This is a genomic window from uncultured Parolsenella sp., from assembly GCF_958346945.1.
In the GTDB taxonomy this organism is placed as follows: domain Bacteria; phylum Actinomycetota; class Coriobacteriia; order Coriobacteriales; family Atopobiaceae; genus Parolsenella.
On the sequence record NZ_CATVTL010000001.1, the window covers coordinates 312455 to 339007 of the forward strand.

Consider the following 26553-nt stretch of genomic DNA (forward strand, 5'->3'; position numbering starts at 1 on the left):
GTGGACGATAGGGACGAGGGGGACGTGCGCGAGGCGGACGTCGCGGCTGCTGGCGAGTCCGCCACGGCCCTCGCGACCGTGCGCGCTGGAGCCGTGGCTGCCGCGGGGGCTGGCGAGCCGGACATGCCGCCGGCTGGGGCGGGCCCGCACTGCAGCCGCATGCCCCGCCTGCTTGCGCGCGCCCTGCGCTTCGCTCTGCTGCTCGCGGCCACGAGCGTGGTGAGCTTTGCGCTGGTGGCGACCTCGCCCGTCGACCCGGTGCGTGCCAACGTGGGGCAGGTCTCCTACGCGCGCATGCCGGCCGAACAGCGCGCTGAGCTCGCGCGCTACTGGGGCCACGGCACGCCGCTGTGGGAGCGCTACGGTCACTGGCTCGCGGGCGCCCTTCGCGGCGACTTTGGCGAGAGCCTGCGCTTTGGCGAGCCCGTGGTGCAGGTCGTGGGCGAGCGCTTCGCGAGCTCGGCGGCGCTCATGCTCGTGGCGTGGGCGCTTGCGGGCGCGGGCGGTCTCGCGCTGGGTGTCGCGGCGGGGGCCCGCCAGGGCGGCGCGCTCGACCGCGTGGCCTGCGTCCTGTGCTACCTGCTCTCCTCGACCCCGGCGTTTTGGCTGGGGCTCGTGGCGCTCGTCGTGTTCTCGGTGTGGCTCGGGTGGTTCCCGCTGGGCTTCTCGGCACCCGTTGGCGTGGCCGCCTCCCAGGTGAGCCTGTCCGCGCACCTGTACCACCTCATCCTGCCGGCGCTGGTGCTGGCCGTCTCGAACATGCCGAGCATTGCTCTGCACACGCGCGAGAAGACCATCGAGGTCATGGACAGCGACTACGCGCGCTTCGCGGCGAGCCGCGGCGAGAGCCGTGCGAGCGTGCTTCTTCGCCACGGTCTGCGCAATCTCGTGCTGCCGGCGCTCACCATCGAGCTCGCCTCGGTGAGCGAGGTCTTTGGCGGCTCGGTTCTGGTCGAGCAGGTCTTCTCGTACCCGGGGCTGGGCCAGGCGGCCGTCACGGCGGGGCTGGGTGGCGACGCGCCGCTGCTCGTGGCCATCGCGCTCGTCTCGGCTGTGGTGGTCTTTGGTGGAAACCTGCTGGCAGACGTGCTGTACGGCGTCATCGACCCGCGCATCCGAGAGGGGAGGGCAAGCCGCCATGCCTAGCGAATCCGCAGGCCTCACGACCTTCCACGTGCCCGCTGTCCGCGGCGCGGGCAATCGTCGCCGCGCGCTCCTTGGCATCATCGCCCTTGCGGTGGCCCTGGCGCTCGTCGTGGGGGCGGGCCGAGCCCTGTGGGATGTTGCCAGCCAGACCGACTTTGCTGCGCGCAACCTCGCGCCCAGCCCGGCGCACCCCTTTGGCTGCGACTGGATGGGCCGAGACATGCTTGCGCGCACCCTCGCGGGCCTCTCGACCTCGGTCTTGGTGGGGCTTGTTGCCGCCGCGTGCTCGAGCGTGGTGGCGTGCGCCCTGGCCCTCGTGGCGGCGCTGGGTGGACGCACGGCCGATGCGGCCGTCTCGTGGCTCATCGATCTGGTGATGGGCGTGCCGCACCTCATATTGCTGCTTCTCATCAGCTATGCGCTGGGCCGCGGCGTCACGGGCGTGGCCGTGGGCGTGGCGCTCACGCACTGGCCGAGCCTCGCGCGCGTGCTGCGCGCCGAGGTGATGCAACTGCGCGAGCAGCCCTGGCTTGCGGCGGCGCTCGGGTCTGGCGCCAGCGCCTGGCGCATCGCTTGGGGCCACGTGCTGCCGGCCCTGGTGCCGCAGCTGCTCGTGGGCACGGTGGTGGCGTTTCCGCACGCGATCCTGCACGAGGCGTCCATCACGTTTTTGGGCTTTGGCCTGCCGCCCGAGCTGCCTGCGATTGGCGTGATCTTGTCCGAGTCGATGCAGTACCTCTCGGCCGGCTACTGGTGGCTCGCGGTGCTGCCGGGCGCGGCGCTGCTTGCCGTGGTGCTCGCGTTTGCGGGCCTGGGCTCGCTCGTGCGTGCGCTCACGAGCGCCCGCACGGTACAGGAGTAGGTGGTGCGGCTGATGAATAACATGCAGGTAGATGATGCTGAGGTGCTTGGGTCTGCTGCTGCCAAGAAGAACGGTGACGCCGGGTGCGACCACGCCGACGGCGAGCGTATCGCGCCCGTCTGCAACCATGGGCGCAGCGGCGACCACGCCGACGGCGAGTACCACCACCATCACACCCACGCGGCGCACTCGCATCACGCGGGCGGCCACCACCTGCTGTCGGTCGAGGACCTCACCGTGGCGTTTGATCTCTACGACGCCAGCGCCCCCTACTTTGCGGCGCCTCGCGTGCGCACCGAGGTGCTGCACGGGCTGTCACTCTCGGTCCATGCGGGCGAGGTGCTTGCTGTGGTGGGCGCGAGCGGCTCGGGCAAGAGCGTCCTGGCCGACGCCCTGGTGGGCCGCTACGAGAGAAACTCCGAGGTGACAGGCCGTATCTGGTTCGACGGCGAGCGCATGGACGCGGGGAGGCTGGCCGCGCTGCAGGGGCGGGGCGTCTCGCTCGTGCCCCAGGGCGTGGGTAGCCTCGACCCGCTCATGCGCGTGGGGCAGCAGGTCCGCGGCGTGCCGTGCGGGGCCACCCGGGCGCAGCGTCGCGAGGACGCGCGCCGTCGCATGAGCCGCCAACGCGAGCTCTTCTCGGCCTATGGGCTTGCGCCCGAGGTCGAGCGGATGTACCCGCACGAGCTGTCAGGCGGCATGGCGCGCCGAGTGCTGCTGATGTGCGCGCTCATGGAGAACCCTCGGCTCATCATCGCCGACGAGCCCACGCCGGGCCTGGACCTCGAGCTGGCGGTCCACGCCCTCGACGACCTGCGGTCGTTTGCCAGCGCGGGCGGCGGCGTGCTGCTCATTACGCACGACATCGAGCTGGCCCTGCGCGTGGCCGACCGCGTGGCGGTCTTTCGCGGCGGCACGGTGGTGGAGGAGACGGGCGTGGAGAGCTTTGCCGCGCCCGAGCTGCTGCGTCACCCCTTCTCGCGCGCGCTGTGGCACGCGCTGCCGGGCCATGACTTTGCGGTGACTGACGAGCTGGGGGAGGGTGAGCGCCATGGCGCTTGAGGCGCGTGACATCGTGTATCGCTATCCGTGCGGCAGGCGGACGCTGCGCTATCCCGGCGTGAGGGTGGAGCCGGGCGAGCGCGTGGCACTTGTGGCGCCATCGGGCGCGGGCAAGACGACGCTGTGTCGGCTGCTTGCGGGCTATCTCGTGCCCACGGCTGGCAGGGTCTTGGTGGACGGCGAGCCGCTCGCGCGCGTGGGGGCGCTGCGCGAGGGAGCGAGCCCCGTGCAGCTGCTGCTGCAGCATCCCGAGGAGGCGTTCGACCCGCGCATGCGCATGGGGGCGAGCCTGGCCGAGGCGTGCGTTGCGCCGGGTGTCGACGTGGTGGCGCTGCGCCGTGCGTTTGGCGTGCGCGACGAGTGGCTGGCGCGCCTGCCGCATGAGCTCTCCGGCGGCGAGCTCATGCGCTTTGCCATGGTACGGGCGCTGTCGTGCGGGCCGCGCTACCTCATCGCCGACGAGTCGACCGCGATGCTCGACGCCGTGACCCAGGCGGAGCTTTGGGGTGTGCTGCTTGACCTGCAGGAACGCGACGGCTGGGGCATGGTGCTCGTCTCGCATTCGCCCGCACTTCTCGCCCGCGTCGCCACCAGGCAGATTGCTCTGGCGTGACAGGGGGCCAGAGCTCTTTCGCAGAATCCTAGGAAAGTGACGTTATAGCTATCCGCAAAATGCGGTTAACGGCATTTTCCTAGGATTCTGTGGCAGGGCCTGGGGACGAGGCCCCGTAGCGCGATGCGGGGCTCTGACCCCTTTGTCACGCTGCAACGAAAACGCCGCGACGCCGATCGCTCGGTCGCCGCGGCGCGTGCGCTCGCATATGTCAGACGGTTGCGCTAGGCGCACCGGGCCGCTCGCGCTTCTCGCACAAGGACTAGGCCTGCAGCGCGGGATCGTTCTCGGCAGGCTCGCGACGGGCCGTGGCCTGCTCCCAATCCCTCGTGCCCTTGAAGACGTCCTGCTTGTAGGGGTTGACGCCCAGCTTCTTGGCGCGGTAGACGATGTAGACAATCGCCGCGACGTTGGCCACGAGCGCCATGACCGACACGACGGTGGCCGTGGTGGGGTTGAGCGTCGAGTGCGTCACGAAGACGCTCTTTTCCTGGAAGGCGGGGAAGACCTGCGCGAACATGCACCAGATGGCCAGCGTGTAGGCGCGGTTCTGGATCCAGCCGCCCTTGTTCCAGAAGAAGTTGGCGACGGTGGGCGCAAGCAGCAGGGCCAGGCCGCAGTACCAGGCGTGGTGCGGCAGGCAGTTGTAGGTGTAGCAGAAGTTCCAGATGTCGTAGGCAATGATGTAGACCCACGTCATGTCGGGCCACAGCATGTCGGCCTCGTCCTTGGAGGCGTAGACGCTCCACCAGCCGGTCATGCAGAAGATGTTGATGATGCCGGCGATGCCGTTGAAGACGTTGTTCCAGCCAGCGAGCTGCGTGGCGCCCTCGGAGGTGACCCAGGTCGTCTCGCCCAGGGCAAAGAAGTGGTAGGCGCTCTCGAAGTCGGAGCCAACGGCGATGAGGATGTTGATGGCCACGATCACGAACGGCCAGGCGCGGAACCAGTGCGCGCGGCCCAGCTTGCCCCACTTGTACTTGATCATCATGAAGCCGATGCAGCCGGCCAGCGCCGCGTACACCTTGGCGTAGTGGAACCAGCTGTTCTGGTAGATGTGCGTGGGGTTGTTGAGGGCCCACTCGGCACCCTGCGCCACGCCGATGCCGATGGCCACGCAGTAGATGGTCATCGCCAGGGGCAGCACGCCAAACATGATGAGGCCGCCAACCTTGGAGCGACGGGCGATCTCGTTGGCGAGGATGAGGCCCACGAACACGAGGGCCCAGCCAAGCCACTGGAACGGTGCGGTGGCGCCATAGACGTCAAAGAGCATCGTTACCTCCCTTTCCCTGCGCCCGGCTGCGGACCGGGCGCGATACGTGTGCGGCGGGCGCGGCCGTGAGGCGGCGTCGCTCGTGCGGACAAAAAGCGGGACGCAGCGCTCTCCCCAAGCTACGTCCCGTAAATCATATGGTATGGAGCGGCCGAGCCAGGCGCTCGTTGCCGTTTTGGTTATGTAAAGTGCCGGGTGTTCGGCGTCTGGTGCCGTGGCCGGCGCGGGCGGCACATGGTTGGACGCAGCGCCGACGTGGGGCGCGGGCGGCACGTGACCGCGAGCGGGCTCGGGCCGTGCGTGGCCATGCGTGGACGTGGACCCGGGCCGTGCGTGACCGTGCGCGCAGCGGCACCCGAGTGCCTACTTCTCGGCGATCTTCTTGACGTCGCCGGACTTCACGAAGCCAACGAGCGTCACCGCGAGCGAGAGGTAGACGACGAAGCTCGCGGGCTGGGCGAGGGCGCCGGGGTTGGTCATCGCGGACGACGCGATGTTGAGCACGTCAAAGGCCAGGGCGAACACGGCCATGACGCGGAAGCCCCCGATGTTGCGCGGGTTGTTGGCCCCGCGGATGCCCAGCGCGGCAAACACGATGTTGAACGCGGCCATGATGAAGAACATGATGGCGACCATCGCGGCCGTGCCCTGCGTATCGCCGTTGGTGAGGCCAACGCCTGCGATCATGAAGCCGGCGCCCACGAGGTCGAGGATGCCGAGGGCGAACAGGACAAAGCTGACGATCTTGACGACCTTCTGAGAAGAGGACATGGGAAACCCTTTCTTGTTGATGACCCCACAACTATACCCAACTGGGCTTTTGCTAGGCGGCGAGGGTGCTATGCTTGCACGGTTGAATTTCTTGGCGGCCGCCCCTGCGCCGCCCGACTGAGAGCGAGGACGCATGTCCAACATTGGCAAGAAGGTCAAGGTCAACTACCGAGGCACCCTTGACGACGGCACGCAGTTCGACAGCAGCTACGACCGTGGCGAGACCCTCGACTTCACCTGTGGCGCCCACCAGATGATCCCCGGCTTCGACTACGCCGTGGCCGACATGGCCGTGGGCGAGAAGAAGACCGTGCACCTGGCCCCCAAGGAGGCCTATGGCGAGCACGATGACAACCTCGTCTTCACCATCCGCCGCGAGCAGACCCAGGGCGTGGAGCGCATCTCCGTGGGCGACCAGGTGGGCCTGCACGGCCCGAACGGTCAGCTCGTTCCCGCCCGCGTGGTCGAGGTGACGCCGTCCAAGATCATCGTCGACGCCAACCACGAGCTCGCCGGCAAGCCCCTCAACTTCGAGATCGAGCTCGTTGAGGTCGAGGAGAAGTAGCGCGCGCCCGCCATTGCCTTCACGCGTTTGCGCTGTCTTTGAGCCGCCGCCTGTGTCCGTTTGGATGCGGGCGGCGGCTTTTGTGAAGCGGCGGTGTCTGCTTTGTGGCGGCGGCGTGATGGGGGCGTGGCGGCTGCGTGAAGGCGCTCGGCTGGTGGTTTGGCGCCGCCGCCGTGGGTATCAGAACAGTACCTTCCTTCCTTTCGTTCCCGGCGTGCCCCCACACGCAGGGAACACCCAAGACGGGCCTCCGCAGCGACTCGCGGAGGCCCGTCTTGTTGTGTGGGCGAGACGCCCTGTGCGCGTCAACGTCGATTTGCCGTCCGTCTTTCCGCCTGGTTCAACGGCGAACAACTCATCTACCGAAGCTGTCGGATAAATTTTGGTTATTCGATCGAGTTCTGAACGATTACTTGGCCAAAAATGGCGTCCGGCCAAGTACTGGAATTTGGTCCCGATTGATTTACCTGCGGTTTTTGCGAGGCTGTAATCAAGACATATCCGCTAATAACCGCCAAGGTCGTTCAGAACTCGGTCGAATGGCCATTTGTCCCGGTTTACCTTCGGTAGATGGCCTGTTTGGTTGCGCGGAAGGGCCAGCCCCTTGAGGAGACGCCGCGCCCCACCCACACCTGTGCGCTGTCTAGAGCCGCGCCGCCCGAAGCTGCGCACCGCCCGGAGTCGTCCAGCCCAGCAAAAAGGGGCGCCGATGCCCGTGGACACCGGCGCCTATTGGGCGCTGCCGGGATATGTTGCCAAGAGCTGTGGCCTGAGAAGCGCGGCCGCTACCTGCTGCCCTCGACGCGCATGGCGCGCATGGCATTGAGGATGGCGATGATCGCCACGCCCACGTCGCCAAAGACGGCAAGCCACATGTTGGCGATGCCAAGCGCGGCGAGCACCAGGATGATCAACTTCACTGCCAGCGCAAACACGATGTTCTGCCACACGATGCGCATGGTCTTGCGGGCCACGCGGATGGCGCGGGCGATGTTCGACGGCTTGTCGTCCATGAGTACGACGTCGGCCGCCTCGATTGCGGCGTCGCTGCCCATGGCGCCCATCGCGATGCCCACGTCGGCGCGGGTGAGAACGGGCGCGTCGTTGATGCCGTCGCCCACAAAGGCGAGCTTCTCGCGCTTGCCCTCGGCAGAGATGAGCTGCTCGACCCGGGCCACCTTGTCGGCCGGCAGCAGCTGCGCGTGGAACTCGTCGATGCCCAGCTGCTCTGCCACTGCGGCCGCGACCTCGGCGCGGTCGCCCGTGAGCATCACGGTCTTGCTCACACCGCAGCCGTGGAGCGCCTCGATGGCCGCCTGGGCATCGTCCTTCACCACGTCGGCGATGACGATGTGGCCCACGTAGCGCCCGTCGACGCTCACGTGCAGGATGGTGCCGGTGAGCTCGCAGTTGCTCCAGGAGATGCCATGTCCGTCCATGAGCTTGTCGTTGCCCACGAGCACCACGCGCTCGCCGGCGTTGGTCTCGTCGACGATGCGGGCGCACACGCCGTGGCCGCTCTCTTCCTGAACGTCGCGGATGAGCTCGCGGTTTATCTGTCCGCTATATGCGGCCTTCACCGAGATGGCAATGGGGTGGTCGCTGAAGGCCTCGGCGTAGGCAGCGTGGCTCAGCACGTAGTCGGGGTCGATGCCCTCCTCGGGGTGGATCGCCACGACGTCGAAGGTGCCGTTGGTGAGCGTGCCGGTCTTGTCGAAGACCACGGTGTCGACCTCAGAGAGCGCCTCGAGGTAGTTGGAGCCCTTCACGAGCACGCCGATGCGGCTGGCCCCGCCGATGCCGCCAAAGAACGACAGCGGCACCGAGATGACGAGGGCGCAGGGGCACGACACGACAAGGAACGTGAGGCCGCGCAGGATCCAGTCGCTCCAGGCGCCGGTGACGAGGCCGCCGATGAGGGCGAGTGCCGCGGCCGCGCCAGTGACGGCGGGGGTGTAGACGCGGGCGAAGCGCGTGATGAAGTTCTCGGTGCGGGCCTTCTTCTCGCTGGCGTTCTCGACCAGCTCGAGGATGCGGCTCACGGTGGACTCGCCAAACGGCTTGGTCGTGCGCACCTTGATGAGGCCCGTCATGTTGATGCAGCCCGAGATGACGTCGGCGCCGACCTCGGCGTGGCGCGGCACGGACTCGCCGGTGAGCGCCGCTGTGTCGAGCTGCGTGGCGCCCTCGACGATGACGCCGTCGATGGGCACGCGCTCGCCGGGCTTGATCACGATGACGGTGCCGGGGGCCACGTCGTCGGGCGAGACCTGGGCGAGCACGCCTTTCTCGTCCTCAACGTTGGCGTAGTCGGGGGCGATGTCCATCATGTCGGCGATGGACTTGCGGCTCTTGCCCACGGCGTAGGCCTGGAACAGCTCGCCCACCTGGTAGAACAGCATGACGGCCGCGCCCTCGGCCATGTGAGGGTCGGTGTTGGGGAACAGCACCATCGCGAAGGCGCCAAGGGTCGCCACGGCCATGAGGAAGTTCTCGTCGAAGACCTTGCCGTGACGGATGTTGTTGAACGCCTTCCCGAGCACGTCGTGGCCTGCGATGGCGAACGGGACGAGGTAGAGGACAAAGCTGGCGTAGACGTTGCCGGGGGTGCCAAATGCGGCGCGCAGCAGACCCGTCTCGTCGAGGGCGAAGATGACGAAGAAGATCGCGAGGGCAAGCAGGACGCGCTTCGTCTTGTGCTGCTGGCTCTCCTTCTTGCGGCGCTTCTTCTTGGGCTTTGCCGCCGTGCCCTTTGCCTGTGCCATGGTGACTCCTTGGCGCCGATGGTTGCCCTGGTCCGCGCCGGTCGCGCCGGCGCATTTTTGATGAACGTATGAGCAACCGTTCATATAATGTGCGGAAAGAACCCCTGCCGCGACACGTGGCCTGCGGCAGGGGAGGGATACGAGGGGATTAGAGCAGGATCTCGCAGTCGGGCTCGACGTCTGCCGTGTAGTCGACGACGCGCTGGAGCACCTCGTCGAAGCGGTCATCGTCGGCCTCGAGGGTGAGCTTCTGGGTCATGAAGTTCACGGAGACCTTCTCGACGCCGTCGAGCTTGGCAAGGCCGTCCTGCAGCTCGCGGGCGCAGTTGGCGCAGTCGATCTCGTCGAGCTTGTAAGACTTCTTCATGGTGGTGCCCTTCTCTCACGGGGTGTCCCCGGCTGTTAGACGCGCTGCGAGGCCGTGCCTCTGTGTGGAGCCGTTCGTCTGAGTGAACATCTGAACGGACGCTCATATGTGTTGCTACAAATGATTATGCCCATGCGCGTGGACGTGTCAACGATTGATGGGGAGAAATGCGCGAACGGTGGAGAGACGGGTGCGAGGTGTCGCACTGGGCGGCGTGAGGCGTACCCGCGCGGGTCGTGGCGCCCCGGGACCGGGGTCGCGTTGTCCTGATGGGTCGGGGCGGCTCAGGGCCGTGCCTCCTCGCTTGCCCTACTCGCAGATGTGCGAGAGGCCCACGTTGAGCATCGTGTAGACGTGGTCGTCTGCGAGGGAGTAGACGATGTTGCGGCCGTCACGCTCGAACTTCACGAGGTGGGCCTGCTTGAGGGTGCGCAGCTGGTGCGACACGGCGCTCTGCGTGGTGCCCGTCTCGTCGGCGATGTCGGCCACGCACAGCTCGCGGCCCATGAGGGTGAACAGGATCTTGATGCGTGTGGTGTCCGAGAAGACCTTGAACAGGTCTGCCAGGTCGTAGAGCAGCTCCTCCTCGGGGATGCTCTCGGGCGCCTCGCCCACGGGGATGTGGCAGCCCTCGGTGGCCGCGCAGGCGTGCTCGTGCGTGTGTTCGTGGGTCTCTGCCATGTGTTGCTCGATTCTGTGGACGAGGCGGGCTGGGCTGGTGCGGTGCGGGGATTGAACGGATGCGGGCGCCAGGAACGTGCGGGTGCGGCCGTTGGCGCCGTGCCGGAGGCGCCGCGGCCGCTAGAGATCGCTGAGCGTCACCTGGCGGTAGCTTACGCCGCAGGTGTCGAGGATGCGCTTGGAGATGAGGTTGTCCTGCGTGCCCTCGTACTTGTCGCCCAGGTAGACGACTTCGCCGATGCCCGCCTGCACGAGGGTCTTGGCGCACTCGTGGCAGGGGAAGAGCGTCACGTAGACGGTGGCGTGGTCGAGGTCCTTGAGCGAGCCGCGGTAGTTGAGGATGGCGTTGGCCTCGGCGTGGATGACGTAGCTGTGCTTGTCGAACAGCGGGTCGTTGACGGTCTTCCAGGGAAACTCGTCGTCGTTGATGCCGGTGGGCGTGCCGTTGTAGCCCACCGACAGAATGCGGTGGTTGGCGTCTGCGATGCAGGCTCCCACCTGCGTGTTTGGGTCCTTGCTGCGCAGGCTCGCCGCAAGGGCCACGCGCATGAAGAACTCGTCCCAGCTGATGACGTCGGTGCGCTTGCCTGGCATGGTGGCTCCTCTCCGGGCGGCCTTGGCCGCCGCGATTGCATTCAATCCACGATGACGCATCCCACCTGCGGATTCAAGTGTCCGCTTATTGCTTGTGAACGGGAGCATGATGGGGAGAGAAGCACGGGGGCGACAGCGAAGGCGATGGGGGCACGGCGATAGGCGGTGAGCGTGGCCGAGAGGGGCGGGGCGATAGACGTCGCGGCGCGGAGCGTGGCCGAGAAGGGCCGGCCCTACCTCCCCAGCGGCGGCTGGCGCAGACGTGCCCGCACCTGCGCCTCGTCTGGGATGGCGCGGGCCACCACGGCGTGGAAGCGCGCGTTGTGCGAGGGCTCGATGAGGTGGGCGAGCTCGTGGACAACCACGTACTCGAGGCACGCGGGCGGGTAGGCCGCGAGCCTCACGTTGATGCGGATCGACGCGCGCGTCGGCGTGCACGATCCCCACCTGCTGCTCATGGCCCGCAGCTGCCAGCTTGTGGCGTGAGCGCCCACGAGCGGCTCGATGCGCTCCACCACCTGCGGCAGCGCTTGCTCGAGCTCCCGGTGCCGTAGACGGTCGAGCTCGGCGGCGCTGATTGTATGCCCGTCCTCGCAGCGAACCTCTCGTCCCCAGAGGGCGTAGCCGTCCATGCTGCCGTCGCTGGCGCCGCCGCCCTGCCCGGCATCATCCGCGCCCGTGTCCCGTACGGCATCGCGGATGGCACGCCGTGAGAGCGCGCTCGCGATCCACTCCGCGTGGGCGTCGAGAAACTCCTGCGTGCGGGCCTGCGAGCAGCGCCAGGGCACGCTCGCCACCACCGTATTGTCGCGGCGCACGCGCAGATTGAGGTTCTTGACCCGCTTGCGCGTCACGAGAACGGGGACGGAGCCCAAGGCACCGTCCCCGCAGCGTACGTGGAGTATGTAGCTCTGCTCGGCCATGAGATGGCTACCGCGGCGTGCGCCCCTGGGGCAGCCCGCAGCTCGCTAGGCGAACTCGATGTCGCCGGTGGCGGCGTCCATCGAGTTGACGATGGCCAGGCTCTCGACCTGGTAGCCGCGCTCGCGCAGCTCCTTGCCGCCCGGCTGGAAGCCCTTCTCGATGGCGATGCCAATGCCCTCGACGATGACGCCGGCCTCCTCGCAAATCTCGAGCAGGCCGTTGAGGGCGCAGCCCATGGCCAGGAAGTCGTCGAGGATGATGACGTGCTCGCCGCGCTCGAGGAAGCGCTTGGCCACGATGACCTCGTAGGTCCGGCCCTTGGTGTAGCTCTTGATCTGCGTGCGGTACTGCTCGCCGTCGAGGTTCTTGGACTCGGTCTTGCGGGCAAAGACCACGGGCACGTTGCCAAAGTGGGTGGAGGCCACGCAGGCGATGCCAATGCCCGAGCTCTCGATGGTCAGGATCTTGTCGACCTGCTTGCCGGCGAACAGGCGCGCCCACTCGGTGCCCATCTTGTCGTAGAGCGACACGTCGCACTTGTGGTTGAGGAAGCTGTCCACCTTCAGGACGTTGCCCTCGCGAACGATGCCGTCCTGGCGTATGCGATCCTCGAGCTCCTTCATGCGGCGTGTCCTCCTGACGTCTCGGTTTTTCGGCCGGGCATGCGCTCCGGCGCGACTGAGTTTTCTGACCATTATGCCGCCTTTTTGACCGTTTGCGGGCGAGCTTCTTGCATCCGCGCCACTTTGGCGCAAAACACGCGAAACGCATCGGCAACGTGGGGCGGCTATCGTGGCCTCACTAGCAGTTGCCCCGCGCGGTGGCGGCGTGACGGAGGGGCGTGCCTTCTGTCACGCTTGGGACGTGACAAAAGACACGTCCCCCTGTCACGCTGCGGGGCTTGTGGCGAGAGGTGCCGCAATGGCGCAGATCATTTCGTTTGGCCCCGAGCTCGAGGAGTACGTGCGCGACGAGTCGCGCACGGTGGGCGAGGCCGACTCCATCTCATTTCCCACCAGCGAGGACGACGTGCGAGACGTGCTGCGAAGCCTGCACGCCGCCGCGGCCCCGGCGACGGTGCAGGGCGCGCGCACGGGCCTTGCCGCGGGCGCCGTGCCCCACGGCGGTCACGTGATGAACCTCTCGCGCATGGACCGCGTTCTGGGGCTTCGCCAGGACGACGATGGCCGCTTCTACGTGCGTGTGCAGCCGGGCGTGGTGCTCGCCAACCTGCGCAAGCAGCTCGCGGGCAAGTCGCTGCCCACCGTGGGCTGGAGCGACGAGAGCCTGGCGGCGCTCGACGCCCTCTATGCCGGCCCCGAGCAGTTCTTTCCCACCGACCCCACCGAGACGAGCGCCTGCATCGGCGGCATGGTGGCCTGCAACGCCTCGGGCGCGCGCAGCTACGGCTACGGCCCCGTGCGTCCGCACGTGAGCGCCCTGCGCGTGGTGCTGGCAGATGGCGACGTGCTGTCGCTTGCCCGCGGCCAGGTGCGCGCGAGCGGCCGCACCCTGCGCCTTTCCACCGAGGGAGGCCGCGAACTTGAGCTGCACCTCCCCACCTACCAGATGCCGCGCACCAAGAACGCCTCGGGCTACTACGTCGCCGACGACATGGACGCCCTTGACCTGTTCGTGGGCTCAGACGGCACCCTGGGCGTCGTGACCGAGGTCGAGCTTGCCCTTACGGTCGCGCCCGCCGTGGTGTGGGGCATAAGCTGCTTCTTTGAGAGCGAGGAGGCGGCCCTGGACTTCACCTGCGCGGTGCGCCCGACTCTGGCCCGCGCCGCCGCGATCGAGTACTTCGACGCGGGAGCCCTCTCGATCCTGCGCACCCAGCGCGAGAAGAGCGCCGCGTTCTCGAGCCTGCCCGCCGTCGACGAGCGCTTCGCCTGCTGCGTCTACCTCGAGCTCGACTGCGAGAGCGAGGACGAGGGCACGGCCGAGCTCTATGCCATCGGCGACGCGATGGCGGCCGTGGGCGCGAACGAGGCCGACACCTGGGTGGCCCGCACCGACGTCGACCGCGAGTGCCAGCGCTTCTTCCGCCACGCGGTTCCCGAGAGCGTCAACATGCTCATCGACGAGCGACGCCGCACCAACCCCGCCATCACCAAGCTGGGCAGCGACATGTCGGTGCCCGACGAGCGCCTGCACGACGTGGTGGCGCTCTACCGCACCACGCTTGCCGAGGCGGGCCTCCAGAGCGCCGCGTGGGGCCACATTGGCAGCAACCACCTGCACGTGAACGTCCTGCCGCGCGACGACGAGGACTTTGCCGCCGGCAAGGGCCTCTTTGCCCGCTGGGCCGCCGAGGTCACCTCGATGGGCGGCGCGGTCTCGGCCGAGCACGGCGTGGGCAAGATCAAGCGCGGCTTCCTCAAGACCATGTACGGGGCCAGGCACATCCAGGAGATGGCCGCCCTCAAGCTCGAACTCGACCCGGCGGCGCAGCTGGGCCGTGGCAACCTGTTTGGCGAGGACCTGCTTGACGCCATGAGGGCCGAGAAGGGCGAGGCGGCGGGCGCGAGCGGCGATGCTGCCGCCGTGGCCACGCCCGTTGCCGGCGAGGTCGCGCCCATGCCCGGCGAGGCCAAGAGGGGAGGCGAGGGCGCATGAGGAGCATCGTCTGCATGAAGGCCGTGCCCTCCACCACCGAGGTGCGCATGGACCCCAAGACCAACACGATCGTCCGTGACGGCAGGCAGTCTGTCGCGAACCCCTTCGACACGGCGGCGCTCGAGGTGGCGCTTGCCATAAAGGACGAGCTGGGAGGCACCGTCTCGGTGCTGTCGATGGGTATCCCCGACACGGCGCGCCTGCTGCGCGACGCCATCGCCCGCGGCGCCACCGACGCGCTGCTCCTCTCGGACCGCGCCTTTGCCGGCGCCGACACCCTTGCCACCTCCTACGCCCTGTCGCTGGGCATCGAGCGGCTGGGCGGCTGCGACCTGCTCGTGTGCGGCAAGATGGCCGTCGACGGCGACACGGCCCAGATTGGCCCCGAGCTGGGCGGCCTTCTGGGCGTTCCCTGCGTCACGAGTGTCACCGAGGTGCTCGTGGCAGACGACAAGCACCTGGTGGTGTGCCACGACACCGACGAGGGCTCCGAGGTGGTCGCGGTGCCGCTACCGGCCGTGATCACGGTGACCAAGGACATCGCGACCCTGCGCATGCCCAGCATCACCGGAGTGCGTGCGGCTGCCGCGGCCGAGGTGTGCGTGCTCGACGCCGCCGCGGCCGGTGCTGACCGCTCCCGCTGCGGCCTGGACGGCTCGCCCACGCAGGTGGTGCGCTCGTTTGTGCCCGAGCGTACGAACGAGGCGCACGAGGTTGCGGGCACGCCAGACGAGCAGGCCGCCGAGCTGCTCCGAGTCTTTGAGGAGGTCGCGCGATGAGCGGTCTTGTGGTCGATGAGAGCAAGTGCGTGGGCTGCCGCCGCTGCGAGCGCGTGTGCGCAAACGCCGGCATCGAGGTCGTGGAGCGCCGCGCCCACGTGCTGGACGGCTGCGTTAGCTGCGGCATGTGCGTCGATGCCTGTCCGGTGGGCGCCCTGTCCATCGAGAAGGACGTTGCCGCTGGCGTCTCCCTCGACGAGTACGAGAACATCTGGGTGTTTGCTCAGGTAGACGCTGCGGGCACGGTGCTTCCCGTGGCGCTCGAGCTGCTGGGGCGCGCCCGCGAGCTGGCAGACGAGCGCGGCTGTGGCCTCGCGGCCGTGGTCGGCGAGGCCGCCGAGGCAGACGACGACAACGCCCGCACCCTCATGGGGGCGGGCGCCGACGAGGTCATCCGCACCTGCGACGACCGCCTGGCCCACGCGGACGCCGAGGTCTTCGCTGCGTGGCTCGCAGACCTTGCCAACACCTACAAGCCCGAGGTCATCCTCTACGGCGCCACGAACTTTGGCCGCGAGCTTGCCCCGCGCGTGGCGGTGTTGCTCCAGACGGGCCTCACGGCAGACTGCACGGTGCTCGAGATGGACGCCGAGGCGGGCTTGCTGCAGCAGACGCGCCCGGCCTTTGGCGGCAACCTCATGGCCACGATCGTGTGCCCGAGCCACCGTCCGCAGATGGCCACCGTGCGCCCCGGCATCTTTGCCGCGCCCGAGCCGCGCGAGGTGCGCAGCGCCATCGTGACCGACGTTGACCTCGACCCCGAGGTGTACGGGCGCGTGCGCGTGGTGAGCCGCGAGGCCAGCGGTGCGGACGCCTCGATCACCGATGCCGACGTGCTCGTGGTGGTGGGCCGCGGCATCGGCAGCAAGAAGGAGCTCGTCCGCGTGAGGCGGCTCGCCGAGCTTCTGGGCCAGCACCTGGGTTGCAGCGCCGAGATTGGCTGCACGCGCCCCGTGGTGGAGGCCGGCTGGCTCGACTACGCCCACCAGGTGGGGCAGACGGGCGTCTCGGTGGCGCCGCACCTGCTCGTGAGCCTGGGTGTCTCTGGTGCCATCCAGCACCTCGCGGGCATCTCCGGCGCGGGCACGGTGGTGGCCGTGAACGAGGACGCCGACGCCCCCATCTTTGGTGTGGCCCAGTACAAGGTCGTGGGCGACTGCCACGAGGTCGTGGAGACCCTCATCTCCCAGCTCGAGGCCGCGGAGTAGGGCAGCCCGCCGCTGAGTTCTTCTCGGCCGGCTTGTCCTTGTCCGACGCATCGCTGGCCTGCTCGGTGCCCTTCTCGCCCAAGGGATGGGCGCGCCTGACGCGCTGGCGACGCCGCACACCCCGCCCCCCCTGGCGCGTGCGGGCCAATCCAACTCCAGCTCAAACTCAAAAAGAACGGCCCCCGAGGCCGCGTGGTCTCGGGGGCCGCCTCATGCGTGCGATGGCGTGGGCGATATCGCCTAGGCCTCCAGGGCCTCCATCATGGAGTGGGCGGCCTTCTTGCCGGCGCCCATGGCCAGGATGACCGTGGCGGCACCGGTGACGATGTCACCGCCGGCCCAGATGCGCGGGTCGGACGTGCGGCCGTTCTCGTCGGCCTCGATGTAGCCCCACTTGTTGAGGGCCACGTCCTCGGCGGCGAGCTTCGGGAACGGGTTGGCGTTCGTGCCGATGGCCGTGACGGCCACGTCGCACGGAATCTCGAACTCGGAGCCCTCGACCGGATGCGGACGGCGACGACCGCTCTCGTCGGGCTCGCCAAGCTCCATGCGCTCGAGCTTGACCTTTGAGACGAAGCCGTTCTCGTCGGCCTCGAACTCCAACGGCGAGACGAGCGGCAGGATCTTGACACCCTCCTGCTTGGCGTGGTGGAGCTCCGCCTTACGAGCGGGCATCTCCTCCTCGGTGCGGCGGTAGGCCAGCGTCACGGTGTCGGCGCCAAGGCGCAGCGCGGTGCGGGCCGCATCCATGGCGACGTTGCCGCCACCAAAGACGACGACGTTCTTGCCGTGCTTGGTGGGGGTGTCGAACTCGGGGAACTTCTCGGCCTTCATGAGGTTCACGCGCGTGAGGTACTCGTTGGCGCAGAAGACGCCGGGGAGGTTCTCGCCCGGAACGTTCAGGAACTTGGGCAGGCCGGCGCCCACGGCGAGGTACATGGCATCGAAGCCCTGCTCCTCGAAGAGCTCCTTGGCGTCGGTGATGCGGCCCACGACGCTGTTGTACTCGAACTTGACGCCGAGCTTCTCCAGGCCGTCAATCTCGCGCTTGACGATCTTCTTGGGCAGACGGAACTCGGGGATGCCGTAGGTCAGCACGCCGCCGCCGGTGAAGAAGGCCTCGAAGACCGTGACCTCATAGCCGTTGCGGGCGAGCTCGCCGGCGCAGGCGATGCCGGAGGGGCCGGAACCCACGACGGCGACCTTCTTGCCGTTGGACGGCTTGATCTCGGGATCATGGGCGAGCTCGGTGGCGTTGTCGCCGAGGAAGCGCTCGAGCTGGCCGATGGCGATGGCGCGGTCCTTGTTGTTGAGGACGCAGTTGCCCTCGCACTGGTTCTCCTGCGGGCACACGCGGCCGCAGACGGAGGGAAGCAGGCTCGCCTCGCGAATGATGTCGAGGCCGCCACCGAAGTTGCCCTCGCGGATCTTCTCGATGAAGCCGGGGATGTTGATGTTGACGGGGCAGCCCTGGACGCACTTGGGGTTCTTGCAGTCGAGGCAGCGGTTGGCCTCGGCCACGGCGTCAGCCATGGAATAGCCGCGGTCGACGGGACGGAAGTCCTGCGCACGCTCCTCGGGAAGCTCCTCGACGTAGGGGGTGCGGGGAGCCTTCATGTTGGGCTTGTACTTACCGTTTACCTGTGGCATGCGCAGCTCTCCTCCTTGTAGGCCTCCATGGCCTGGCCCTCTTCGGTGCGATACGAGCCCTGGCGGGCGCGAAGGTCATTCCAGTCGACCTGGGTGGCGTCAAAGTCCGGGCCGTCGACGCAAGCGAACTTGGTCTTGCCGCCAACCTCGACGCGGCAGCAGCCGCACATGCCCGTGCCGTCAACCATGATGGGGTTGAGGGAGGCAACGATGGGCAGGTTGTACTTCTCGGCCGTGAGGGCGGAGAACTTCATCATGGGAACGGGGCCAACGCAGAAGGCGGCGTCGACGGCGCCCTCCTGGCAGAGGCGCTCGAGCGGGGCGGTGACGACGCCCTTCTCGCCCTCGGAGCCATCGTCGGTGGTGATGTAGAGGCCCTCGAGCGGAAGCGCCTTGAACTGGTCGGTGAGGATCAGCAGGTCCTTGGTGCGGGCGCCCATGATGACCGAGACCTTCTTGCCCTGCTCGCAGAAGGTGCGGGCAACGGGGTAGGCGATGGCCAGGCCAACGCCGCCGCCGAGCACGACCACGCGGTCGCCCTCGAGCTCGGTGGGGTTGCCCAGCGGGCCGGTGACGTCCTGGAGCTCGTCACCCTCGTTGTACCGCGAGAGCATCTCGGTGGTCTTGCCGATCACCATGAAGATGAACTCGATCCAGCCCTCCTCGGCGTTCCAGCCGGCGAGGGTGAACGGGACGCGCTCGCCCTGCTCGTTCGCGCGGACCATGAGGAACTGGCCGGCGTGGGCCTTCTTGGCCATTTGCGGGGCCTCCACGCGGAACTCGAACACCTTCTCCGAGAACTGCGTCTTTTTGAGGATCTTGTACATGCAGATCTCCTCTCCTGTCTTGCGCCTTGCGCCTGAGCGGCGGCCATATGCCCCGAGCCGCCACGCGTTGGCGCGTGTTTGCACACACCGGGTAATTCTATCGCGGCTGATAGGTTGTTGCCGCTGTGTTTCGGTGTGGGTAATGCCTCTGAGCTGCGGATATTCAGCGGAATGACCACTGTAGAGAAGTCAACTTATTAGGGGTCGGCGCGCGTAGCTGCGGTTGTGCGGGCGGGGTGTATCTGCGAGCGGTCGAGGTCGCAAGGGGCATTTTGCGCGATGTACCGTTCGCAGGTGTATTTCTACCGTTTGCGGGATGCGGTTCCGCGGGGGTGTGGTGTGGCGCCGCGAGCAGCGGAGGCGGGTGTGTGCGGGCGTGGCGAGTGCGCGGGGGCGTGCGTGCGCGGGGGCTGGTGGGTGTGTGGCGTACGGGGGCTGGCGTGCGCGGGGTGACGGGCTCGTCTCCTCCTCAAGTCCGCAGAATCCTAGGAAAATGCCGTTAATGCTATCCGCTAAATGCAGTTAACGACAGAATCCTAGGATTCTGCGAAAAGGCTGCCGCGAGTCGCGCCCGGGACGTCCAGCGCGGGCGAGAGAGTCGCGTGCGCGGGCGAGAGAGTCGCGTGCGCGGGACGGGTGCGCGAGGCGCGCGGGCAGTGCGCCCATCGGATGCAAAAGTGGGACAGTTGCCCGGAGCAACTGTCCCACTTGGCCTACCTGCTGCCGGGCTTGCCGGCGCCGTTGACGTGGTCGCGCGCGTAGATGACGCCGTGCTCGATCGCGAGCTCGACGGCGTCAGCGGCGTCGCTGGCGGCGCGGCGCACGTCCTCCATCTCGGCGTTGCGGTACTCCTTGAGCACCCAGTCGACCACGGGCATGCGTCCCGGGGGCATGCCAATGCCCACGCGCACGCGGGTAAAGTCCCTGCTTCCGAGCTTGTTGATGATCGATTTGAGGCCGTTGTGGCCTGCGTGGCCGCCACCCACCTTGACGCGCACGTCGCCCGGCTCGAGGTCGAGCTCGTCGTGCACCACGAGCAGCTCCTCGGGCTCGATCCTGTACTCGCGGCACAGCTTGGAGATGGGGCCGCCGCTTGTGTTCATGAAGTCCTGCGGCATCGCGAGCAGCACCTCGACGGGCCCCTCTGCCCCACGCACCTTGACCGTGGCAACCTTGGCGCCGCACTGGCTCTTCCAGTACCCCGCGCCCAGGCGGCTTCCCAGCTCCTCGACCGCGCGGAAGCCCGCGTTGTGGCGGGTGTTCTCATACTCCTCGCCGGGGTTACCCAGCCCCGCCACGAGGCGAATCTGCTTTGGCTGCGCTGCTGCCATGCTGCTCCTTCACAAACGGGCCGCGCGCCCATGAGGAACGCGCGGCCCAGACTAACAAACTGCTGCTAAGACCACTCAGCCCTAGAGGTTGAAGCGGCCACCCACCATGCCGGAGACGCTCGTCTCGGTGAAGACGTGGTAGATGCACTCGGCGATCTCGTTGGCGACGGAGATCGTGTTGATCTTGCCCGTGAGGTTCTCCTCGGGCTGGGGCACGGAGTCGGTGACGACGCACTCCTCGATCGGGGCGTCGTTCAGGCGCTCCACGGCGGGGCCGGAGAAGATGCCGTGGGTGGCGCACACGTGGATGTCACCGGCGCCCATGGCCTTGAGCTCTCGGATGGCGGCGCACAGGGTACCGGCCGTGTCGATCATGTCGTCGTTGATGATGCAGGTCTTGCCCTTGATGTCGCCGATGATGCCCATGACCTCGGCCTGGTTGTGGTGCGGACGGCCCTTGTGGGCGATGGCGAGGTCGCAGCCGAGCATGTCGGAGAGCTTCTTGCAGGCCTTGGCACGGCCCACGTCGGGGGAGACGACGACGGTGTTCTCCCAGTCGAAGTTCTTGTTCTTGAAGTACTCGCCGAACAGCGGCAGGGCCGTGAGGTGGTTCACGGGGACGTCGAAGAAGCCCTCGATCTGGCCCTGGTGCAGGTCGAGCGTGATGACGCGGTCCACGCCGGCCGTCTCGAGCAGGTTGGCGACGAGACGTGCGGTGATGGGCTCGCGCGGGCCGGCCTTGCGGTCCTGGCGGGCGTAGGCGTAGTGGGGGATGACTGCGGTGACGGAGCGGGCCGAGGCGCGGTGCGCGGCGTCGGCGACGATGAGCGTCTCCATCATGAGGTCGTTGACGTTCTTGCCCACGATGGACTGCACGAAGAACACGTCGCAGCCGCGGACCGTCTCGTCAAAGCGGGCGTAGATCTCGCCGTTGGCGAACTGCTCGAGCACGAGGCCGTCGACCTCGACCCCCAGGATGCCGGCGATGTCGGCCGCGAGCTTGGGGTTGCTCGAGCCGGAGTAAATCCTCAGCCGCTTCTTAATCGGGACGAGTTGATCGAGGTCTTCGTACATCTGGTTGCCGCCCTTCCGTCGACTCTTTGCTGGTTGCGCGCGGTGCCGGGCCCAAAAATGGGGGTTGGGCAGGCGGCGCCGTGGTCGCACGTCATCACATGGTACTTCATGAAGGTCGCCGCGAGCGCGTGCCCGCGGCGACTGGCTGGTTATTTCTGTGCGCGGAGCTTCTCGAAGTGGACGGGAGCCCAGTCCTCGATGACCGTCTGGCGGGCGCGGCCCAGGGCCAGCGCGTCTGCCGGGACGGGCTCGGTGATGACCGAGCCGGCGGCCACGAGAGCGCCGTCGCCAATCTCGGCGGGGGCCACCATCATGGTGTCGGAGCCCACGAAGACGTTATCGCCGATGACGCTCTTGTGCTTGTGCACGCCGTCATAGTTGCAGGTGATGGAGCCCGCGCCGATGTTGACGCCCTCGCCCATCGTGGTGTCGCCGATGTAGGAGAGGTGCGGCACCTTGCTGCCGCGGCCAATCGTGGACTTCTTGATCTCGACGTGAGTGCCGGCCTTGGAGTTGTCGAGCATGTGGGTGCCGGGGCGCAGGTAGGCGCGCGGGCCACAGTCGACGCCGTTCTCGAGCACGGCGTCGATGGCGACCGTCTCGTCGATGACGCAGTCGTTGCCGGCGCTCGTGTTGGTCAGGCGCGTGTTGGGGCCAAGCTGGCAGTTCTGCCCCACGTGGCAGGTGCCGATGAGGTGGGTCTGCGGCCAGACGATGGTGTCGCGGCCAATGGTGCAGTCCGGGCCGATCCAGGCCTGCGCGGGGTCGATGAACGTGACGCCGGCGGCCATGAGCTGCTCGTTAATGCGGTCGCGGGCGATGGCCGTGAGCTGGGCGAGCTGTGCGCGCGAGTTGACGCCCAGGCCCTCGCGCCAGTCGTCGCAGTGGAAGGCGCGCACGGCGTGGCCGTGGGACTTGAGGATCTCAAGCATGTCGGGCAGGTAGTACTCGCCCTGGGCGTTGTCGCAGCCAACCTCGCCGATGTGGGCCGCGAGCAGCGCGCCGTCGAAGGCGTAGCAGCCGGCGTTGCACTCGGTGAGCGTGGCGGCCTGCTCGGGCGTGCAGTCCTTCTGTTCGATGTTGCGCTCGATGGTGCCGTCGGCGGCCAGTACGATGCGGCCGTAGCCAAACGGGTCGGGCGGCACGATGGTGAAGGCCGTGGCCGCGGCGTTGCCGCCGCTCACGGACTCGGCGAAGGCGGCGACGGTCTGGCCGGTCACGAGGGGCAGGTCGCCGTTGAGCACCACGACGGGGCCGTCGCTGATGCCGGTGGCCTCGAGGGCAACCTTGACGGCGTGGCCGGTGCCCAGGCGCTCGGCCTGCTCGACGCACTCGACCGTGGCCGTGGCGCCTGCGTAGGCCTCGCTCACGATGGCGCGGACCTCGTCTGCGTGGCTACCCACGACGACGATGACGCGCGTGCAGCCGCCGGCGATGGCGGCGTCTGCCACCCACGAGATCATGGGCTTGCCCAAGATCTTGTGCGAGACCTTGGCGTGGTTTGACTTCATGCGGGTGCCCTCGCCGGCGGCGAGGATGATGGCGGTGGCGTTTGCCATGGATGCCTCCGTTGGTGTGGTTTCACAACAGAAGGCCATGATAACTCAGGGATGTGGAGCGCCCGAGGGGTGGGGGAGGGCGAGGGCCCGCGGCGCTGGTACGCGGCGTGGTTCTCGGCCATGTGATGGAGGCGGGCACGCCCCCACTGTCATGGCAGCAAAAAGCCAGCGCATCGCTGGGGTACTAGGATTCGAACCTAGGTAACGGGAATCAAAATCCCGGGTCCTAACCACTGGACGATACCCCAGCGACGAGCTGGCGAAGGTAAGTGTAGCAGCTCGGCCCGCCTTTGGGCGAGCGCGAGGACTGGGACGGTTGCTCAGGCAGGTATTGTCCCACTACAGAAGGTAGCGCTCGACGAAGTCGGCGAGACCGTCCTGCTCGTTGGTGAGGCCCAGCACGTAGTCGGCTGCCTCGCGGGCGACGGGCGTGGCGTTGCCCATCGCGATGCCCAGGCCCGCGGCGCGCAGCATCTCGACGTCGTTTCCCGAGTCGCCGATGACGCAGACGTTGTCGAGCGTGCAGCCCAAGCGCCGGGCGAGCAGGTCCAGGCCGCCCGCCTTGCTCACGCCCGGCACGTTGAACTCGACGTTGTTGGGGCCGCAGGCGTTGGCCGTGAGGTCAAGCTCGCGGCCAAGGGCCAGGAAGTCGTCGTCCGTCCAGGGGCTTGCGTAGCGCACGCCCACCTTGGTGACGCCCCAGCGGTTGGCCTCGATGAGGGCGGGCACGTCGCAGCAGGTGAGCGGCTCGCTCCAGCGCTCGGGGCCGCGCACGCGCACGTACTCCTCGCGGCTGATGCAGTCGCCCAGGCGCGTGCCGTAGGGGTCGTCGAGGCACAGGTAGATGACCACGCCGGGCTGCTTGAGCCGGCGGATGAGCTCCGCGGCCTTGGCGGGGCCGATGACCTCGTGGTCGAGGAAGGTGCCGTGCACAAGGTTGCACACGGCGGCGCCGCACGCGCACACGGTGTAGTGGAAGTCGTCCATGCCCAGAACGCTCTGGGTGAGCCGCTGCCAGGTGCGGCCGGTGGTGGGCACGGGCTCGATGCCATGGCCGAGCAGGGCGCGGACGGCTGCCTTGGTGCGCGGCGCCACGCTCTTGTCGTCCCTCAGGAAGGTCCCGTCGAGGTCGAAGCCAAAGATCTTGATGTCGGCGGCCTTGGCCGCGACCTCTTCTGCCGTCATGCCCATGCGTTGTGCCCCTTTCGTGTCGTTGCTCCCCATGATAGCGGCGGCGGGCGCGGGACGCGGGGCGGACATCCGTGCCGCCCGCAGGTGCTCGCCGCCCACGACAACGCCGCTCACATCTGCTTGCCGCCCGTGCCGGCCGCATACGCTTGCCGCCCGCCGCCCGCAACGGCCTTGCCCCCCCGCAGCCGCTCCTCGAAGCCTCGCTTGCCAACGCCCGCGCGTCTGCTACAGCGAGCAGACCAATGAATTGAGAGGACGAGATGGACGCACGCGTTAACATGAGCGCACTGCTTCTGGGCCTAGGTCTACTACCTGCGGGTACGCGCTAGGGCCATCTCTCTTATCCATTTGTTTGGCACCCGTGCGCGTTCGCAACTTTGGCGACTGCTGCGCATGGGTATTTTTCTTTTTCCAGACCCATAGGCTCCCCGCACGCGGTCGCCCTGCCCACGAGAGACGCACCACAGCGAAGGAGCACACCATGACCCGCAAGATCGCAATCTTTGACACCACCCTGCGCGACGGCGAGCAGTTGCCCGGCGCAAGCATGAACACCGAGGAGAAGCTCATCATCGCGCGCCAGCTCGAGCGCATGAACGTCGACGTCATCGAGGCGGGCTTCCCCATCTCGAGCCCGGGCGTCTCGCCCTCGCATAGAGGGCGACTTGGGCCTGCGCGACCTTCTCGCGTTGGTGCTTCTCGCGCTGGTGCCTCGCGAAACGAAAACGGGCGTCCGTCTCGCATGAGGCGGTCGCCTGTTGCATGGCAAACGAAGAGAGGCGCGACCCCGACTGCCGGGGCCGCGCCTCTTTGTGTGTTGGTCGATGGAGGTTGCGCTAGTGCTTCTTACCCCGCGCGGCCCTAACGATTGCCACGACTATTCCCACAAGGACGATGGCGGCAATAACGTAGATCACCGGAAGCTCGGGAAATCCGATTCCATAGACCATGACTCCTCCTTCTTCCTCTGCCTTGTCAGTGTCCGCTAAATTGTGGACACCTGCAGAATAGCAGGAGCGGGACGGGCCGTGGGGCTCGATGGGCAACGAAGTCGGCGAGCGCTAGGCCTGCTCGGCCTCCTTCTTGTCCTGGATCTTGCGGATCTCGGGCAGGATGAAGCCCAGGGCGATGAGCACCACGGGCGTCACCACGTTGAGGATCATGGTGAAGGGGTCCTCGGAGTACATGCCAAAGACGCAGCAGGCAAGCGTCACGAACAGGCACCAGGCGCCCAGAACGATGCCCAGGACCTTGCCCTTGGTGAACTTGTACTCCTGGCCAAAGCGGTCGCCCGCCTTCTTGAGCAGGATGTAGGCAACGAACACCCAGATGTAGCGCAGCGGCATGCAGACCGAGTTGAGCTTGTTGAGCTGGGTGAGGACGGCCGCGGCGCCGGGCACCACGATCTGGGCGAGGATGATCGAGCCACTGAGCACCACGACCATCTTGATGCCGTTGATGTAGGCGCCCTTGTCGTTCTGCTTGAGTAGGCCCTTGGGCACGAACTGGCGGGCGTTCTCGTCGCCCAGCAGCATGCGCAGCGGCGCGTCGATGGAGACGACGAGCGTGGAGAACTGGCCGATGGCGTTGCAGGCGGCGTAGATGACCATGAGCAGATTACCCACGCCGTAGTAGTTGCCCAGCTTCTGGAAGGCCCAGTAGGAGCCGTTGGCGACGTAGGAGTTGAAGTTGGCGTTGACCTCGGCCGGGTCGAACATCATGCCCATGGCGACGGTGCCGAGCAGGGCACACACTAGGACCATGACCACGGTGAAGATGATGCTCTTGGGGAACTCGCGGGCGGGGTTGCCGTCGGTCTTGTTGACGTAGGGGCTGATCTTCTCGATGCCGCCCACGGCAAACACCAAGATCGACAGGTTGGTGATGTAGGTGAAGTCGATGTTGGGCACGAGCTTGTCGGGCGACAGGTCGATGGGCAGGTAGCCACCGTTGGGGTTGATGGCGGGCGCGGCGAACATCATGAGGATGTAGAGCAGACTCATGACGAACATCGAGGAGCCGGCGATGGCCGCGAGCTTCTTGAGCGGGTTGAGGCCGCGGCTTGCCACCCAGCAGAAGATGAGGAACACGGCGAGCGTCGCGAGCTGGATCGCGATCGTGGGGAACGAGTCGTACGTCTCGGCGTTGCCAAAGACCATCCAGCTGAGGGCCTTGAGGCCGCCGGAGCCCTTCGATGCGATGTAGGAGACGTGCACGGCCCAGTAGGTCCAGCCGGCGAAGTAGGCGATCTTGGCCGTGGACGTGCCCTTGATCCATGACGTGACGCCGCCGCCTTCGTTCTTGAAGGCACTGCCGAGCTCACCGACCATGAGCGCGTAGGGGATGAAGTACAGGACGAACATGAGGACCCAGGAGAAGATGACCTGGGTGCCGTTGAAGTACATGTAGCCGTTGCTGACGTTGCCGAAGCTCCAGAGGGTCGAGAACGTCATGAAGCTCAGGATGTACCACTTGATCTTCCCGTTGCTTTCCTTTTGCATAAACACCTCTTTTGATAAAACGCCGTACCTGAAAACAGAAATTATAAGTATGTTAACTTGCAGGTTAAAATGGTGCAATTGAGAGGGCGAGCGGCCGGTATTTGCCGGTGAAGGCTGCAAGAAATGCATAATGTCGACAGGCTATGAATATAAGGGACACTTTGGGCGCGCGAGGGGCTGCGTGCGAT

Annotated in this window: 24 protein-coding genes and 1 tRNA gene; 9 read left to right on the forward strand and 16 right to left on the reverse strand. The window is 67.1% G+C overall.

Annotated elements, in window-relative coordinates; translation table 11 throughout:
* From Q3866_RS01440 to Q3866_RS01455, 4 genes are read left to right on the forward strand one after another with little or no spacing between them, the layout of a single operon-like run.
* The gene (locus tag Q3866_RS01440; RefSeq protein ID WP_301829049.1) at positions 1-1146 is read left to right on the forward strand and encodes an ABC transporter permease; all 1146 of its coding nucleotides are present in this window, start codon (positions 1-3) and stop codon (positions 1144-1146) included.
* Positions 1139-2008: an ABC transporter permease gene (locus tag Q3866_RS01445; RefSeq protein ID WP_301829050.1), complete on the forward strand. Its 870-nt coding sequence runs from the start codon at positions 1139-1141 to the stop codon at positions 2006-2008. The genes Q3866_RS01440 and Q3866_RS01445 overlap by 8 nt, the downstream gene beginning before the upstream one ends.
* Before the next feature lie 12 nt (positions 2009-2020).
* Positions 2021-3070 carry an ATP-binding cassette domain-containing protein gene (locus Q3866_RS01450; RefSeq protein ID WP_293674284.1) on the forward strand — a complete coding sequence of 350 codons (1050 nt, stop codon included), beginning with the start codon at positions 2021-2023 and terminating at the stop codon, positions 3068-3070.
* Complete coding sequence (locus Q3866_RS01455; protein WP_301829052.1) at positions 3060-3683, forward strand: ABC transporter ATP-binding protein; 624 nt, start codon at positions 3060-3062, stop codon at positions 3681-3683. Before Q3866_RS01450 ends, Q3866_RS01455 begins: the two co-directional genes overlap by 11 nt.
* A gap of 262 nt (positions 3684-3945) precedes the next feature.
* Here Q3866_RS01455 and Q3866_RS01460 read toward each other — a convergent pair whose 3' ends face one another.
* The gene (locus Q3866_RS01460) at positions 3946-4959 is read right to left on the reverse strand and encodes a DUF5692 family protein (RefSeq protein WP_301829053.1); all 1014 of its coding nucleotides are present in this window, start codon (positions 4957-4959) and stop codon (positions 3946-3948) included.
* A gap of 363 nt (positions 4960-5322) precedes the next feature.
* Positions 5323-5730 (reverse strand): hypothetical protein, encoded by a 408-nt coding sequence (locus tag Q3866_RS01465; protein WP_293673963.1) that lies wholly within the window; start codon positions 5728-5730, stop codon positions 5323-5325.
* 133 nt (positions 5731-5863) lie between these two features.
* Here Q3866_RS01465 and Q3866_RS01470 point away from each other — a divergent pair, with 133 nt between their 5' ends.
* Positions 5864-6295 (forward strand): peptidylprolyl isomerase, encoded by a 432-nt coding sequence (locus Q3866_RS01470; protein ID WP_301829056.1) that lies wholly within the window; start codon positions 5864-5866, stop codon positions 6293-6295.
* Positions 6296-7080: 785 nt separating this feature from the next.
* Here the strand turns inward: Q3866_RS01470 and Q3866_RS01475 are convergent.
* From Q3866_RS01475 to Q3866_RS01500, 6 genes are all read right to left on the reverse strand, one after another.
* Complete coding sequence (locus Q3866_RS01475; protein ID WP_293673965.1) at positions 7081-9060, reverse strand: heavy metal translocating P-type ATPase; 1980 nt, start codon at positions 9058-9060, stop codon at positions 7081-7083.
* A gap of 148 nt (positions 9061-9208) precedes the next feature.
* On the reverse strand, positions 9209-9427 hold the full coding sequence (locus Q3866_RS01480) for a cation transporter (RefSeq protein WP_293673966.1): 219 nt from the start codon (positions 9425-9427) through the stop codon (positions 9209-9211).
* A 309-nt stretch (positions 9428-9736) separates the two neighbouring features.
* Entirely contained in the window at positions 9737-10108 is a 372-nt protein-coding gene (locus tag Q3866_RS01485) for a metalloregulator ArsR/SmtB family transcription factor (RefSeq protein ID WP_293825216.1), read from the reverse strand.
* Between the two features lie 120 nt (positions 10109-10228).
* The gene (locus Q3866_RS01490) at positions 10229-10702 is read right to left on the reverse strand and encodes a dCMP deaminase family protein (protein ID WP_293673968.1); all 474 of its coding nucleotides are present in this window, start codon (positions 10700-10702) and stop codon (positions 10229-10231) included.
* Between the two features lie 233 nt (positions 10703-10935).
* The gene (locus Q3866_RS01495) at positions 10936-11625 is read right to left on the reverse strand and encodes a M48 family metallopeptidase (RefSeq protein WP_301829059.1); all 690 of its coding nucleotides are present in this window, start codon (positions 11623-11625) and stop codon (positions 10936-10938) included.
* A 45-nt stretch (positions 11626-11670) separates the two neighbouring features.
* Positions 11671-12249, reverse strand: a complete 579-nt coding sequence (locus Q3866_RS01500; RefSeq protein ID WP_301829060.1) for a xanthine phosphoribosyltransferase — start codon at positions 12247-12249, stop codon at positions 11671-11673.
* A 298-nt stretch (positions 12250-12547) separates the two neighbouring features.
* Between Q3866_RS01500 and Q3866_RS01505 the strand changes: the two genes are divergently transcribed.
* From Q3866_RS01505 to Q3866_RS01515, 3 genes are read left to right on the forward strand one after another with little or no spacing between them, the layout of a single operon-like run.
* Positions 12548-14245 carry an FAD-binding oxidoreductase gene (locus Q3866_RS01505; RefSeq protein WP_301829062.1) on the forward strand — a complete coding sequence of 566 codons (1698 nt, stop codon included), beginning with the start codon at positions 12548-12550 and terminating at the stop codon, positions 14243-14245.
* Positions 14242-15024: an electron transfer flavoprotein subunit beta/FixA family protein gene (locus tag Q3866_RS01510; RefSeq protein WP_293825206.1), complete on the forward strand. Its 783-nt coding sequence runs from the start codon at positions 14242-14244 to the stop codon at positions 15022-15024. Before Q3866_RS01505 ends, Q3866_RS01510 begins: the two co-directional genes overlap by 4 nt.
* Entirely contained in the window at positions 15021-16232 is a 1212-nt protein-coding gene (locus tag Q3866_RS01515; RefSeq protein ID WP_301829065.1) for an electron transfer flavoprotein subunit alpha, read from the forward strand. Before Q3866_RS01510 ends, Q3866_RS01515 begins: the two co-directional genes overlap by 4 nt.
* A gap of 240 nt (positions 16233-16472) precedes the next feature.
* Here Q3866_RS01515 and gltA read toward each other — a convergent pair whose 3' ends face one another.
* From gltA to Q3866_RS01550, 7 genes are all read right to left on the reverse strand, one after another.
* Positions 16473-17882 carry an NADPH-dependent glutamate synthase gene (gene gltA, locus Q3866_RS01520; protein WP_301829066.1) on the reverse strand — a complete coding sequence of 470 codons (1410 nt, stop codon included), beginning with the start codon at positions 17880-17882 and terminating at the stop codon, positions 16473-16475.
* Positions 17870-18709: a sulfide/dihydroorotate dehydrogenase-like FAD/NAD-binding protein gene (locus Q3866_RS01525; RefSeq protein ID WP_293673975.1), complete on the reverse strand. Its 840-nt coding sequence runs from the start codon at positions 18707-18709 to the stop codon at positions 17870-17872. Before Q3866_RS01525 ends, gltA begins: the two co-directional genes overlap by 13 nt.
* 713 nt (positions 18710-19422) lie before the next feature.
* Positions 19423-20040, reverse strand: a complete 618-nt coding sequence (gene pth, locus Q3866_RS01530; protein WP_301829067.1) for an aminoacyl-tRNA hydrolase — start codon at positions 20038-20040, stop codon at positions 19423-19425.
* Positions 20041-20121: 81 nt separating this feature from the next.
* Positions 20122-21114 carry a ribose-phosphate pyrophosphokinase gene (locus tag Q3866_RS01535; protein ID WP_293674250.1) on the reverse strand — a complete coding sequence of 331 codons (993 nt, stop codon included), beginning with the start codon at positions 21112-21114 and terminating at the stop codon, positions 20122-20124.
* Between the two features lie 149 nt (positions 21115-21263).
* On the reverse strand, positions 21264-22673 hold the full coding sequence (gene glmU / locus Q3866_RS01540; protein WP_301829068.1) for a bifunctional UDP-N-acetylglucosamine diphosphorylase/glucosamine-1-phosphate N-acetyltransferase GlmU: 1410 nt from the start codon (positions 22671-22673) through the stop codon (positions 21264-21266).
* A gap of 176 nt (positions 22674-22849) precedes the next feature.
* Positions 22850-22921, reverse strand: a tRNA-Gln gene (locus Q3866_RS01545).
* Between the two features lie 91 nt (positions 22922-23012).
* Positions 23013-23858: an HAD family hydrolase gene (locus Q3866_RS01550; RefSeq protein ID WP_301829069.1), complete on the reverse strand. Its 846-nt coding sequence runs from the start codon at positions 23856-23858 to the stop codon at positions 23013-23015.
* A gap of 487 nt (positions 23859-24345) precedes the next feature.
* On the opposite strand from Q3866_RS01550, the gene Q3866_RS01555 reads away from it, so the two are divergent.
* A complete protein-coding gene (locus Q3866_RS01555; RefSeq protein ID WP_301829071.1) occupies positions 24346-24729 on the forward strand; it encodes a hypothetical protein in 384 nt (127 codons plus the stop codon).
* Positions 24730-24925: 196 nt separating this feature from the next.
* Here the strand turns inward: Q3866_RS01555 and Q3866_RS01560 are convergent, their stop codons facing one another.
* Entirely contained in the window at positions 24926-26365 is a 1440-nt protein-coding gene (locus Q3866_RS01560) for an APC family permease (protein WP_301829074.1), read from the reverse strand.
* Between the last annotated feature and the right edge of the window lie 188 nt (positions 26366-26553).